Raw genomic sequence first — 12,923 nt, forward strand, 5'->3', positions numbered from 1 at the left:
GGAATATGGCTAAAGTAATATCAATAAATATAAGTGAAAAAAAGGGTGTAGTTAAAGTTCCTGTGCAATGTGCAGAGCTAAAAATAAATCATGGGATAGTTGGAGATGCACATGCAGGTAACTGGCATCGTCAGATAAGTTTACTTGGAAAAGAAAGCATAGATAAAATGAAAATGAGAGGTTTTGACCAATTAAAATTTGGAGATTTTGCTGAAAATATAACTACAGAGGGAATAGAAGTATTTTCCCTGCCTGTTGGCACAAAGTTAAGAATAGGGCAATGTGAAGTTGAAGTAACTCAAATAGGGAAAAAATGTCACAATGGATGTGAAATTAAAAAATTGACAGGAGACTGTGTAATGCCACGAGAGGGAATTTTTGTAAAAGTTATAAAGGAAGGTATTATAAATGTTGGAGATTCAATAGATATAATTCAATAAAAAATTTAATAAAGCATTATACTATGGAACGCCACAAATAAGGTGTTCCTTTTAAAATATTCAGATACTATCAATGTTTTTGAGAAAATATTAGGTCCAGAGTTAGAAGGTAGTTTAGGCATGTTTACAGATGGTTATTGGTTATGGTTTATTGGAAAGTATGTAGAGATGTCTGGTGTTGAAAGACATTTATCTAAATATACAAAGCATATGTTAAATGAATTTTTCATGATACAAATAAATGGATGTATAAGTAATGTATAAAGATGTATAAGAATATAAATATGATATAAAATTTGATGAAATTAAAAAAAATACATAATATAAGTATAGTAATAATATAAAAAATTACATATAAAACTAAAAAATGCAAGTAATTGACTTTTTAAGTTGACAAAATATTGCATATATATTATGATATAAATCATAAATTAACTACAAATCAATATTATATATTCGTAGAAGAAGAAAGTAACATGAAGGAATTTTACAGAGAGTTAGGTTTAGCTGAGAACTAATATTGGAATTTATGTGAAAAGAACTTTGGAGAATACTATTGTAATTATATTATAATAGTGGTTTAATTCGCCTTAAGAAAATGAGTGAGTAAAATTAATTTTTACTAATAAGAGTGGTAACACGGATTTATATTCGTCTCTTGGATTTTTCCAAGAGGCGTTTTTTATTTAGAAACTTATTTCAGAAAATTTAAAACTATATATTAAATGAAAAGTATAAAAATATGATAGTTAATAAATTTATAAATTAGAAAATTGTAAAATATGCTAGAGTCAGTGGACTTACGATTTAAATGGAGGGATGAAAATGGAAGAAGAAAAAATTAACTATGCTCTGGAGCAGGTTCCAGAGAATAAAAAACGTGGTTGGGTAGCTATGTTTTCAGTTTTAGTAGCAATAGGTGTGGATTTATCATCTGTTATTTTAGGAGCTGAGTTGGCACAAAGTATGCCAATGAAACAAGCAATATTGTCAGTAGTTGTTGGTTCATTTTTTTCTGCAATTTTGTATACTATATGCTCTTTGGTTGGTTCATCTACGAGTTTATCTACATCTATGATAACAAAGTATGTATTTGGAGAAGCTGGAGCAAAAATATTTTCTCTAGTTATAGGGGTATCTTTATTAGGGTGGTTTGGAGTTCAAGTAGGTTTCTTTGCCCAAAATGCACAGATAATAATAAAAGATATATTTAATCTAGATGTGAGTATGCAGATTCTAAGCCTAATAGGTGGTCTCTTGATGATGAGTACTGCAATTTATGGATATAAGGCAATGGAAAAGTTGAGTGTGTATTCAGTACCATTTTTATTAGTTCTTATGATGTTAACTATATTTTTAGCTTTTAGAGCAAATGGAATTCCAGTTGATGATAATATGAAATCTACTATGACCTTTGCAGGTGGAGTTTCTTTGTCAATGAGTATAATAATAGTTGGTGCAATAGTGTCTCCTGATATAAGCCGTTGGGCTAAAAGTAGAAGAGATTGTGCACTTTCAAGTTTTTTAGGAATACAATTTGGAAATGCCTTTATGATAATAGTTTCGATAGTATTAGTAAAATGTATGGGAACTTCAGATATTATGAGAATTTTTATTACATTAGGAATTGCTATACCAGGTATAATTGTACTTACATTAGCTCAATGGACTACAAACACAAGTAATGTATATTCTGCATCACTAAGTATAGCTCTTGTATTTAAAAAGGCTCCTGAGAAAGTATTAACTATAGTTCTTGGTATTGTAGCAACGTTATTAGCTGTATTTGGAATATATGAAGGTTTTATAGGATTTTTAAATTTACTTGGAATTGTAATTGCACCTGTTGGTGGTGTATATACAGCGGAATATTACATAGTAAAGCAAGAACTTAAAGGTTTTGATAAAGGTGTATTATATAAACCAATAGTTAAACGTTCAATAGTGTCTTGGATAATTGGTATATTAATAACTTATCTTTCAACATATGGACTTATAACTCTTACTACTATAGCTCCGTTAGATGGATTTATAGCAGGGTTTGTAGTACAATCTATTATTGGAAAAGTGCTTTGTTCAACAGAAAATAAGCAAGAAATAGACGAAGCAGTATAATGAAATTTGTTTATAAAGTATAAAATAAATTTGAAATATAAGGAGAAAGTAACATGAGATTTTTAACAGAAGAAAGTGTGGATAAAATAGCAGTTGGTGCAGCAGTGCTTGGAACTGGAGGTGGGGGTGACCCATATGTAGGTAAATTGGTTGCAAAACAAGCAATTAAAAAGTATGGTCCTGTAAAAGTAATAAGCTTGGATAAACTTGATGATGATGCTTTGGTAGTTCCAGTATCTGGTATGGGTTCTCCTGTAATTACAATAGAAAAATTACTTTCAGAAGTAGAATTAACTACACCTTTAGAGATAATGGAGAAATTATTAAACAGAAAAGTGGATGTTATAATTCCTATAGAAATAGGAGGGATAAACTCGCTTATGCCGATAGCAGTTGCTGCCAAAAAAGGGCTCCCTATATTAGATGCAGATTCCATGGGTAGAGCCTTTCCTGAAGCCCAAATGGTAACTTTTTATCTTGAAGGATATGAGGCATCTCCTGCTGTAATGTCTGATGAAAAAGGTAATTCTGCTATACTTTATCCTGTGGATGGAATTTGGTCAGAAAGATTAGCTAGAACTTTAACTGTAGAAATGGGAGGAAGTTCTTCTATCAGTGACTATAATTTAAGTGGAGCTCAAGTTAAAAAAGCTGCTATAGGTAACACACTTACAATAGCTGAAACTATAGGAGGTTTTTTACTTGAAAATAAATCTGATTCAAAAGGTGCTGTTGAGAATATACTAAAAGAATTAAATGGATACAAATTATTTGAAGGGAAAGTAATTGATATTAAAAGAGAATTAAAAGGTGGATTTACTAGAGGACATGCCTTTTTTGCTGGGATTAATAAATATGATGGAGAGTATTCCATATTATTCCAAAATGAGAACTTAATTGCAAAAAAAGGTGATACACCACTTTGTATTACACCAGATTTAATAGCAGTATTAGACTTAGAAACTGGATTTCCAATAACTACAGAAAGAATAAAATATGGTTCTCGTGTTATGGTAGTAGCTTTTCCTTGTAATGAAAAGTGGAGAACAGAAAAAGGAATTGAGACAGTTGGACCTGGATACTTTGGATATGATGTGGAATATAAAACAGTAGAAGAATTACAAGGAAAATAAAAGTTTAGGAGGAAATTTTGATGTATCGTGTAGGAATTGACGTTGGAGGAACAAATACAGATGCTTGTATACTGGATGGTGAATTAAAAGTAATTCATTCAGTTAAGGTAGCAACTACAAAAGATGTTGAAACTGGTGTTTACAATGCCTTAAAAAAAGTTATAGATGAAAGTAAAATTGACCATTCTTTAATAAAATATGCTATGCTTGGAACAACTCATTGTACAAATGCTATCGTAGAAAGAAAAAGACTTAATAATGTAGCTATGATAAGAATAGGGAAACCAGCAACTACTGCTATTCTTCCTTTTATAGATTGGCCAGAAGATTTAAGAGAAAAAATAGAGTTAGATTCAATATTGGTATCTGGTGGATATGAGTTCGATGGTAGAAAGATAAATGAACTTTGTAAAGATGAAGTTGTAGAATTTTGCAATAGAATAAAAGATAAAGTGGAAAGTGTTGCAATAAGTGGAGTATTTGCTCCAGTAAATAAACAACAAGAAGAAGAAGTTGCAAAGTGGGTTAGAGAAGTTTTAGGGGATATTCCTATATCCTTATCAAATGAAATAGGCAATATAGGTATATTAGAAAGAGAAAATGGAGCTATTTTAAATTCTGCATTATCTCAAGTAGGAAAAGCTGTATCTTTAGGATTTGAAAAAGCACTTAAAGATTTAGGTATAGATGCTCAAATATATTTTAGTCAAAATGATGGAACATTAATGAATTTAGAGTATACAATGAAATACCCAATTTTTACAATTGGATGTGGAATAACAAATTCTATAAGAGGGGCTTCTTTCTTATCAGAAGTAAAAAATGCAATAGTACTAGATGTTGGAGGAACTACAAGTGACTTAGGTGTACTATACAATGGATTCCCTAGAGAATCATCAATTCCAGTTACAATTGGAGGAGTACATACAAACTTTAGAATGCCAGATGTTTTAACTATTGGTCTTGCTGGTGGGACATGTGTAAAAGGGGAAAAAGATAATATAAAGATAGGTCCTGAAAGTGTAGGATATAAAATAACTGAAGATGCAATAATATTTGGTGGAGATACTTTAACTTTATCAGATGTTGTTACAAAGCTAGATATGGTATTTGAAGATAGAAAAAGTAATGTTGAAAATTTAGATAAGGAGTATTGTAGTGAGGTATATAAAAAGGTGGTTTTAAAACTAGAAGATGCTGTAGACCAAATGAAAACTAGTCAAGAGGATGTTGAATTGGTTTTAACTGGTGGAGGAAGTATAATTGTTCCTGAAAAACTAAAAGGTATAAGTAATGTTATAAGACCTCCTCACTATACTGCTGCAAATGCTATTGGTGCAGCTTTAGGACAAATAAGTGGAGATGTAGAAAAAGTATACAGTTTGGATAAAATGTCTAGAGAAGACGCCATAGAAGATGCAAAAAAAGAGGCTGTAAATAAAGCTCTAAAAGCTGGTGCTAAAGAAGATACTATAGAAGTATTAAATATAGAGGATGTTCCGCTTGCATACCTTCCTGGTAATGCACTTCTTATAAAAGTAAAAGTTGTTGGTGATTTAATTTAAAGAAGAATTTAATTATTTTTAAGCTTATTTTATATATAAAAAAATCGGTGCTTAATTTGTACCGATTTTTGTTTTTGTTAGTAAAGAACTCGTTTTTTTGCTTCTGATATAGCTCTAGCAGCACTTTTTGCTTGAATTCTTTTTGCTTCTTCTTTTTTAAATGCATTTATTGTCTCATTTAGATTCTTATCATGTTCATTTTTTTCTTTATCTTCATTTTCTCTGTATACTAATACATAATCTATTATTGATTCGTTTATTATCTGGGATATACTTTTATTTTCGTTAATTCCTATTCTCTTAACTTCTTTAAGTAGCGTCTCATCAATATGAACCGTTGTTTGCTTTGTATTTTTTGCCACTTTAATCACCTCTTAAAAAAAATTCTAACATTAAAATTTTTTTTAGTCAATAAATTTTAATATTAAAATTCTTTAAATGTTTTATTTGATTTTCTAAAATTTTCTATTGTATTTATCATTTTATTTTTTATATTTTCACCTAGTATAGAAGACTTTAGTCTAGGATTTTCGATATGGTCATAAATTGGTTCTAAAAATTCGACTTCTACAGGAACAGAATTAATTTTACCAATAGGTTGGTATCCTTCATAAGTATCTTTTGAATTTTTTATTACTAATGGAACAATAGGGCATTTTGCTTTATATGCTATTTTTAAAGCTCCACTTCTAAACTCTGAAACTAGTGAATTTGGTTCTTTAATCCATGTTAAATCTCCTTCTGGAAATACTGCCATACTTTGACCTGTAAGTATATTTTGAGAGGCTTCAGCAATACTTTTTATACCTTCTCGATTGTTTTTTCTGTTTACATATACACATCTTAGCAATTTTGACCATTCTTTAAATATAGGTATATTTCTCCAAATTGGTTCGTCTGCAATTACACATCCAATTGGTCTTTCTACACTTGCTGTTAGTATAAAGCTATCAAGCATACTAGAATGATTTACAACAAATAGAAGTGGTTCTTTTGGTAGTGTATCCTTACCAATTATATTAAGTTCTATATTTACTATATCTAAAGATTTTCTAGCTTGTTTTTGCATAAATTCAAATTTTTCTTTTAAGCTAAATTTATCAGGATTCTTTTTAATTTTAATGAGCCTAGGTATGGAAGATGTAAAGCCTATAAGTTGATATGTAGCAAATTTTAAGTAATTATTCATAAAATTATCTCCTTAAAATAAAATTATTTATTACTGTAAAGATTTTAACATAAAACAAAATTTAAGTCTATTTCAATTCCATTTTGTAACATATATTTTAAATAGACAGAAATTAAGATTTTATACTTCTAATTTTAGTAATTAGACCTAATCAATAGATTAATATTCTATTAAATTGATTAAATAACCTTTAAATTTAATTATAAAAACTGTTGCAGATTGTTCTACAACAGTTTAAAAGTACTTACTTTATAATAAGGGATTATATTATAAGGCTACAACAGCCCATTCTTTACACTGAGCAATTCTTTTTCCATCATCACCTTGTTCTTTATCATATGCAAATTGATTAAGCATTTCACATGGAAATGCATCACATAGACCACAATGTGTAAGGTTTTTATCTTCACAACAGGATTTTACAGGACATTCTTCACCCCAAAAAGGCTTGTCAATACATGTACATCCTTTACAATTGACTTTTTCCTTGTACTCACATTCATAACACAAAATTCCACATCTTGATTCTATCATTCTAAGTCACTCCTTAAATATAAATTTTATATGATTGTATATCAAAATTTATACTTTTCATTGTAAAAATCGGACAAATTTTTTATATAAGTTGTTGGATTAACACCACAAATAGATTTAAAATCATTTATAAAACGGGATTGGTCATAAATTATAGATATTCATCAAATAAATATATTGAAGAAGAATAGATATAAACCAAAATTAGAAAATAATAGTATTACTTTCATAATAAATACATATAAATATATTCTTAAGAATAAAATTTATTATTAAATAAAAAATAAAGGGGAGTGATTTAATAGCATGGCATCAAAACAAACACCAAGAAACAATTTAGAAAAGTTTTTAAGAATAAGAGTCTTATCACATACAGGCGATAAAATACATATAAAGTTACCTGTAAATTTTGCAAAGAGAATGATTGAGAATAATGCTTTGGATTTATTTAATGGAAAAGATGATGTAGTAGATGGTAAAAAGGTTACTGAAATATTAGTCAAAGCATTTGACTATGATTTAACTGGAGAAGTAGTTCACTTGGAGAGAAAAAATGGAGACATTATTAAAGTTTCAATCGTACAATAGAACTATTTTATATGAAATTTATTTTTTAATAGTTATAAATAACTAGAAATTGGTAAAAAAGTATAACCTATTATTAGTAATGGTACAGAATACACATTTATAATCTATAGATGTGTATTTTTATGTCAATACCTTTTATACACTATTTGTGCTATCCATCTCACACCTAAAGGAGTGGGCTTTCCGCACTATGTTGTAAATATATGTTCTATAGTATAATAAGAGTAACATATCACCTAGTAAAAATAATCAAATAAATTTAACTTATGGAAGGGATAACTATGGAGAATAAGGATTTTAAATTAACAATATGTATATTTGCTTTTATAATTGGGTTAGTAGTATTATTTTGCTGTATAGGTTTAGGTGAATTTAGTGCAGAGCATATTATTCAACAAAATGGAGGAACTATGGATACTAACCAATATAATATTTATCTAGACCAATCTATTTCTCAATATAGAAATTTTGGTTCTATATTAGCTCTATTAGGAGGAATAGGGATATTGTTTGATGAAAATATCAGAAAACACTAAAAATTATGTTTTATTTAAAATGAATTGGTTTTATAACTCTTTATATTGAGATATATCAACTGATGGCATTAAACAGTTAGACTTTATGGAAACTCATGCACAATTATTATCATCATATGACAAAGATACACTTTCAATTATTGATTCAGCATGTGGTAATGATATTCAGGCAACTGCCTTAGCATTAAATGGATACAATGGATAAAGTAATTTTAGAAAATAAACATTTCACAGTTTATAATAAATTAAAATACAAAGGTAAAGAATACATCTCTTTATATTATTAGATATTAAATGGCATGGAAAAAGAGTCAAAAGTGGAAATATTATTTTAAGATATTAATGAAGATAACAGTGTTAATTTATATGAAAGTAATTTATCATTTACACTATTTACACGTGAAAGTTTAATTAATATATTAAAAGAAAATAAAATGGAAATTACTAAATATACTTTTGAATTAGATAATGATTGGTATTATGTTTATGCAAAACTCAAGTAGAATTTTACATACTTTAAATATGACAGTTTAAAATTATGAAAGAATGATAAGTTCCAGTTTGTAGGGTAGTTTTGATGAATAATATTAATATAATACGAGCTAAAAGTAGGAGTATATCAATATGATACCCCTACTTTTTTATTATTAAAATTGTTTATAATATCAACGCTACATTAAAACATAGCCTAAGCTTAAAAAACAAATGGTCTAGCAATATGTACTTTTTTCTATTTATTATATTCTTTTAAATTGAATTCTTTCATCTGAACATAAAGTTTCAAATCTATATGCATCTAGCATCTCATAAAAACCAAAAAATATAAAACCATCACGAGAAGTAAATTCATATTGTATATTTTCAATTTTTAATGTATTTTCTACCTCGCTTATTTTTTCATTATATATAATTTCTACCATATAATTTATCATTGTAGAATCCCTCCTATTAATATGAAAATATCCAAATATATAATAACATATTTAGATTATATAATAGTATCCAAATATAAAATAAACTTATTACATTACTGAATGAAGATAAATAAAGTAAATATTGGTTATTATTGACGTTCTATAAAATAAATCATATATATTTAGAATATTCTAGACAGGAATTGTTTAATAATAAGAGAATACTATAAAAATTTGAGTATTATATAAAAAATAAGAAGCTATAAATGATATAAGCATTATCTATAGCTTCTTATTTCTCATTAATTAGGATTACATACAAAAGTAATCACTATATTTTTTGTTTAAGTTTTAATACTTGTTTTACTATATTTGTTGAGTGGTCAGAAATTCTTTCTAAATTAGTAAGTAAGTCAAGATAAAGTACACCAGCATCAATTGTACAATTTCCGTTGTTTAATCTAATCATATGTGAATTTCTAAAAGTTTTTTCTAAGTAGTTTACTTCATTTTCAACTTCTAAAACTTTATTTGCTAACTCAAAATCTTTAACATCTAAAACTATTAAAGCATCCTTGAAATTAGTAATAGTCTTATTGTATATTTCATATATTTCTTTTATCGCACTATCAGAGAAACTAATATTCATTTCCTTAACACTCATAGCTAATTCAGCTATATTTTCTGCATGGTCAGAGACTCTTTCAATGTCATTTACAGTATTAAAAAGTAAATCTGTTCTAAAACGTTCATCATCTCTAAGAGGTTCTTTAGAAAGTTTCAATAGATAGTTCAATATATCTTTCTGTAATTTATTGACAACTTTTTCTGACTCAAAAGCTTTATTAATATCTTCATTGCTCTTATTTAAAAATCCTGCAATTGAATATTCTAAAGAGTTTGTAGCTTTATGACCCATTCTTACAACTTCTTGTACAGTATTACCAAGTGCTATAGATGGTGTGCTAAACATTCTTTCATCTAAGTATTTAGTATTATTTACTATTTCTGATTCAGTTTCTTTAATAGGTATAAGTTTATTTGCTAATTTAACTATGTATTTAGAAAATGGTAATAGTATTATAACATTTGTAAGATTAAATAAAGTATGTGCGTTTGCTATCTGTCTGGCTGTATCAGTTGGGTCAAAATGAGTAACTATAGCTGATATAGGTTTATTTAAAACAAGCATAAATATTATTGTACCAATGATATTAAAACTTAAATGCATTACAGCTGCACGTCTAGCATTTCTACTTGCACCAACACTTGATATAAGTGAAGTGACACAAGTACCTATATTATCTCCATAAAGGATAGGTAAAGCAGATGATAGAGGAAGTATTCCTTGAGAAGCTAATGCTATTAACATACCCATAGATGCACTCGAACTTTGAACAATACCAGTTATAGCGAATCCTGCTAATATACCTAATATAGGATTTTTACTAAAGTATAAGAGTGCATCAGTAAATGCTTTATATTCAGCAAGTGGAGCTACTGCATCTTTCATAAATTCCATCCCTGTAAATAATATACCAAAACCTATAAGTATTTCAGATAAATGCTTTGTTTTTTGATTTGATGTAAATAAATATAATACAATACCTACACCTAGAGCAATTGGTGCGATTCCTTCAAGATTAAATGAAACTAATTGAGCTGTAACTGTAGTACCTATATTTGCCCCCATTATTACACCAATAGCTTGACTTAGATTCATTATACCCGCATTTACGAATCCTACAACCATAACGGTAGTAGCACTTGAACTTTGTATAATACCTGTAACAACTGTACCTACCAGTACACCCATAACAACATTACTTGTTAAGAGTTCAATAATTTTTTTTAATTTGTTTCCTGCTGATTTTTGTAAACCTTCTCCCATTAAACTCATCCCATAAAGAAAAAGTCCAAGTCCACCGATAAGGCTAATTACTATATTCACGATATTTCCTCCCTTAAGAAATTAATAAATTTTTTATCTGAATTATAAACTTTATTAACTAAAATTTATTGTTTCCATAATATAGAATAACAAATTTTGTCAATAAAAATATTAATGTTTTGTTAAGTGTACGTTAAGAGAATGTTAAATTTTTAAGTTGTTGTTAACTTTAGAAAATTTATGATATATAGTAATTTAAATACTTGAACTTAGATTTTGAGTATTTTATGTACAATTAATTTAACAAAGAATTAACTATAATTATAAAAACTATGTAAAAAATATCATCCTTTTTAGAACGATATTTTTTAGTTATAAATATTCTTATATTCAATTGGTGTAAGGTTATTAAACTTTTTAAAAACCATGCTATAGTAATTTTGACTATTGAATCCAACTAGTACAGCAACATCTAAAATAGATAAATTTTTTCTAATAGATATTTTTTACTTTTTTCAACTCTAACTTTATTTAAAAAATTAGTAAAAGTATATCCACTTTCTTTCTTAAACAGAGAACAAAAATAGCTTTTATTAAGTTGTAGGTCATTACATATGTCGCTTACTGTTATATCTTCTGATTAGTTTTTATGAATATAATCTATAGTTTTCTTTACATAAAAACTAAGAGCTGGCTTATGTTTCATTTTATCCTGGCATATTTATTAAAAAATCAATCTCTATTTGCTAAAATAATTTATGAGTTATGTTAGAAACTGTAAGATATTGGATATAATATAATAAACAGGTAAACTTTGTATTAAGAGGATATATAGTTTATCTTAATTATAGGGGAAGTGAGGATATATTATGGAAAGATTAATGGAACTCATAGAAAGAAAATTTTTAAAGGATGTAGAACTTTTAGAATTAGAAGACATAGAAAATGTAATAGAATGCAAAATGACTAAGCCATATAATGCTCATTATAATGAATACCTAGTAAAAGTAAAGCATGAAGACAAGATAGAAGAATATTTTGTGTATTTAAAACATAGATAAACATAAAAGAGGTTTATATTTATTTGTATGATTATAAAATAAATACAAGCCTCTTTTTTTGATAAATATAAAATTATAAAATTTTTATTTATTTAATTTTTTCAACTACATTAGTCAATATGAAGTCTAAATCGTCGCTAATTTCTGTAACTCCATTATGAGTAATATCTATAATTTCTTTAGTCATAGGAAGCTCTCCTAAAAGCTCTAAGTCTAAATCATCTAAAAACTTTTCAGTAGATTCTCCTTCAAATAACTTGATTTTTTTAGAACAATCAGGGCATTGGATATAACTCATATTTTCAATAACTCCAAGAACTTTTATGTTCATTTTTTTAGCCATATTAACAGCTTTTGATACAATCATAGATACTAAATCTTGAGGTACTGAAACCATAACTATTCCACTTATAGGTATGGATTGCATAACTGTTAATGCAACATCACCAGTACCAGGAGGCATATCTATTAATAAATAGTCCAATTCTTCCCAAAGTACATCAGTATAAAATTGCTTTACAACTCCTCCAAGTAAAGGTCCTCTCCAAACAACAGGTTCATTTTCATCATCTATCATAAGGTTTATAGACATTACTTTTATGTTGTTTGAGTTTTCTACAGGATAAATATAAGAGCCATCAGAATAAGCTTTTACATTTTTTACACCCATAAGTCTAGGAATACTTGGTCCAGTTATATCTGAATCTAATATACCAACCTTATATCCCATTTTGTTTAGTTTATTAGCAAGTAAAGCAGTTACAGTTGATTTTCCAACTCCACCTTTCCCACTCATAACACCAATTATTTTTCCAAATTTATTGTTAGGGTTATTTTCAATAGAACAATTTGATTGACTATTACAATTTCCCTTTGATGGACATGAATTACAATCTGCCATATCTATTACCTCCAAACTTTAGTATTTATTAGATTATTTTTAACCTACATATACTA

General features: G+C 27.6%; 16 protein-coding genes and 1 other annotated feature. Of the genes, 8 read left to right on the forward strand and 8 right to left on the reverse strand.

Annotated features, from left to right (window positions below; genetic code table 11):
- Positions 1–5: 5 nt before the first annotated feature.
- The 5 genes from IR152_RS04220 (at position 6) to IR152_RS04240 (ending at position 5,253) form a co-directional block, all read left to right on the forward strand.
- Entirely contained in the window at positions 6–440 is a 435-nt protein-coding gene (locus tag IR152_RS04220) for an MOSC domain-containing protein (protein WP_227450560.1), read from the forward strand.
- A gap of 42 nt (positions 441–482) precedes the next feature.
- Positions 483–704 (forward strand): hypothetical protein, encoded by a 222-nt coding sequence (locus IR152_RS04225; protein ID WP_227450561.1) that lies wholly within the window; start codon positions 483–485, stop codon positions 702–704.
- A gap of 186 nt (positions 705–890) precedes the next feature.
- Positions 891–1,102: a binding site (T-box leader), on the forward strand.
- Between the two features lie 163 nt (positions 1,103–1,265).
- Positions 1,266–2,555: a cytosine permease gene (locus tag IR152_RS04230; protein WP_227450562.1), complete on the forward strand. Its 1,290-nt coding sequence runs from the start codon at positions 1,266–1,268 to the stop codon at positions 2,553–2,555.
- 53 nt (positions 2,556–2,608) lie between these two features.
- Complete coding sequence (locus IR152_RS04235) at positions 2,609–3,688, forward strand: DUF917 domain-containing protein (protein ID WP_227450563.1); 1,080 nt, start codon at positions 2,609–2,611, stop codon at positions 3,686–3,688.
- Between the two features lie 20 nt (positions 3,689–3,708).
- Positions 3,709–5,253 carry a hydantoinase/oxoprolinase family protein gene (locus tag IR152_RS04240; protein ID WP_227450564.1) on the forward strand — a complete coding sequence of 515 codons (1,545 nt, stop codon included), beginning with the start codon at positions 3,709–3,711 and terminating at the stop codon, positions 5,251–5,253.
- 77 nt (positions 5,254–5,330) lie between these two features.
- Here the strand turns inward: IR152_RS04240 and IR152_RS04245 are convergent, their stop codons facing one another.
- The 3 genes from IR152_RS04245 to IR152_RS04255 form a co-directional block, all read right to left on the reverse strand.
- Complete coding sequence (locus IR152_RS04245; RefSeq protein WP_227450565.1) at positions 5,331–5,615, reverse strand: transcriptional regulator; 285 nt, start codon at positions 5,613–5,615, stop codon at positions 5,331–5,333.
- Between the two features lie 62 nt (positions 5,616–5,677).
- Positions 5,678–6,442 (reverse strand): lysophospholipid acyltransferase family protein, encoded by a 765-nt coding sequence (locus IR152_RS04250; protein ID WP_227450566.1) that lies wholly within the window; start codon positions 6,440–6,442, stop codon positions 5,678–5,680.
- Positions 6,443–6,709: 267 nt separating this feature from the next.
- Entirely contained in the window at positions 6,710–6,976 is a 267-nt protein-coding gene (locus tag IR152_RS04255; protein WP_227450567.1) for a DUF3795 domain-containing protein, read from the reverse strand.
- 306 nt (positions 6,977–7,282) lie between these two features.
- On the opposite strand from IR152_RS04255, the gene IR152_RS04260 reads away from it, so the two are divergent.
- The gene (locus IR152_RS04260; RefSeq protein ID WP_003420428.1) at positions 7,283–7,564 is read left to right on the forward strand and encodes a hypothetical protein; all 282 of its coding nucleotides are present in this window, start codon (positions 7,283–7,285) and stop codon (positions 7,562–7,564) included.
- 281 nt (positions 7,565–7,845) lie between these two features.
- A complete protein-coding gene (locus IR152_RS04265; protein WP_227450568.1) occupies positions 7,846–8,100 on the forward strand; it encodes a hypothetical protein in 255 nt (84 codons plus the stop codon).
- Between the two features lie 737 nt (positions 8,101–8,837).
- On the opposite strand, the gene IR152_RS04270 is transcribed toward IR152_RS04265, so the two are convergent.
- From IR152_RS04270 to IR152_RS20210, 4 genes are all read right to left on the reverse strand, one after another.
- A complete protein-coding gene (locus IR152_RS04270; RefSeq protein ID WP_227450569.1) occupies positions 8,838–9,032 on the reverse strand; it encodes a peptide ABC transporter substrate-binding protein in 195 nt (64 codons plus the stop codon).
- Between the two features lie 313 nt (positions 9,033–9,345).
- Positions 9,346–10,965: a Na/Pi cotransporter family protein gene (locus IR152_RS04275; RefSeq protein WP_227450570.1), complete on the reverse strand. Its 1,620-nt coding sequence runs from the start codon at positions 10,963–10,965 to the stop codon at positions 9,346–9,348.
- Positions 10,966–11,273: 308 nt separating this feature from the next.
- Positions 11,274–11,408, reverse strand: a complete 135-nt coding sequence (locus IR152_RS20250; protein ID WP_311315426.1) for an AraC family transcriptional regulator — start codon at positions 11,406–11,408, stop codon at positions 11,274–11,276.
- Positions 11,378–11,536, reverse strand: a complete 159-nt coding sequence (locus IR152_RS20210; protein WP_227450729.1) for a helix-turn-helix domain-containing protein — start codon at positions 11,534–11,536, stop codon at positions 11,378–11,380. The genes IR152_RS20250 and IR152_RS20210 overlap by 31 nt, the downstream gene beginning before the upstream one ends.
- Before the next feature lie 238 nt (positions 11,537–11,774).
- Here IR152_RS20210 and IR152_RS04290 point away from each other — a divergent pair, with 238 nt between their 5' ends.
- A complete protein-coding gene (locus IR152_RS04290; RefSeq protein ID WP_227450571.1) occupies positions 11,775–11,966 on the forward strand; it encodes a hypothetical protein in 192 nt (63 codons plus the stop codon).
- A gap of 88 nt (positions 11,967–12,054) precedes the next feature.
- On the opposite strand, the gene IR152_RS04295 is transcribed toward IR152_RS04290, so the two are convergent.
- The gene (locus IR152_RS04295; RefSeq protein WP_227450572.1) at positions 12,055–12,867 is read right to left on the reverse strand and encodes an Mrp/NBP35 family ATP-binding protein; all 813 of its coding nucleotides are present in this window, start codon (positions 12,865–12,867) and stop codon (positions 12,055–12,057) included.
- Positions 12,868–12,923: the final 56 nt, after the last annotated feature.

Source organism: Clostridioides sp. ES-S-0108-01, assembly GCF_020662285.1.
GTDB lineage: Bacteria > Bacillota > Clostridia > Peptostreptococcales > Peptostreptococcaceae > Clostridioides.

What these genes read in the sequence shown, in the direction of transcription:
- IR152_RS04220 (WP_227450560.1), top strand. Translation starts at nt 6, where the DNA reads ATGGCTAAAGTAATATCAATAAATATAAGTGAAAAAAAGGGTGTAGTT.
- IR152_RS04230 (WP_227450562.1), top strand. Translation starts at nt 1,266, where the DNA reads ATGGAAGAAGAAAAAATTAACTATGCTCTGGAGCAGGTTCCAGAGAAT.
- IR152_RS04235 (WP_227450563.1), top strand. Translation starts at nt 2,609, where the DNA reads ATGAGATTTTTAACAGAAGAAAGTGTGGATAAAATAGCAGTTGGTGCA.
- IR152_RS04240 (WP_227450564.1), top strand. Translation starts at nt 3,709, where the DNA reads ATGTATCGTGTAGGAATTGACGTTGGAGGAACAAATACAGATGCTTGT.
- IR152_RS04250 (WP_227450566.1), bottom strand. Translation starts at nt 6,442, where the DNA reads ATGAATAATTACTTAAAATTTGCTACATATCAACTTATAGGCTTTACA.
- IR152_RS04255 (WP_227450567.1), bottom strand. Translation starts at nt 6,976, where the DNA reads ATGATAGAATCAAGATGTGGAATTTTGTGTTATGAATGTGAGTACAAG.
- IR152_RS04260 (WP_003420428.1), top strand. Translation starts at nt 7,283, where the DNA reads ATGGCATCAAAACAAACACCAAGAAACAATTTAGAAAAGTTTTTAAGA.
- IR152_RS04265 (WP_227450568.1), top strand. Translation starts at nt 7,846, where the DNA reads ATGGAGAATAAGGATTTTAAATTAACAATATGTATATTTGCTTTTATA.
- IR152_RS04270 (WP_227450569.1), bottom strand. Translation starts at nt 9,032, where the DNA reads ATGATAAATTATATGGTAGAAATTATATATAATGAAAAAATAAGCGAG.
- IR152_RS04290 (WP_227450571.1), top strand. Translation starts at nt 11,775, where the DNA reads ATGGAAAGATTAATGGAACTCATAGAAAGAAAATTTTTAAAGGATGTA.
- IR152_RS04295 (WP_227450572.1), bottom strand. Translation starts at nt 12,867, where the DNA reads ATGGCAGATTGTAATTCATGTCCATCAAAGGGAAATTGTAATAGTCAA.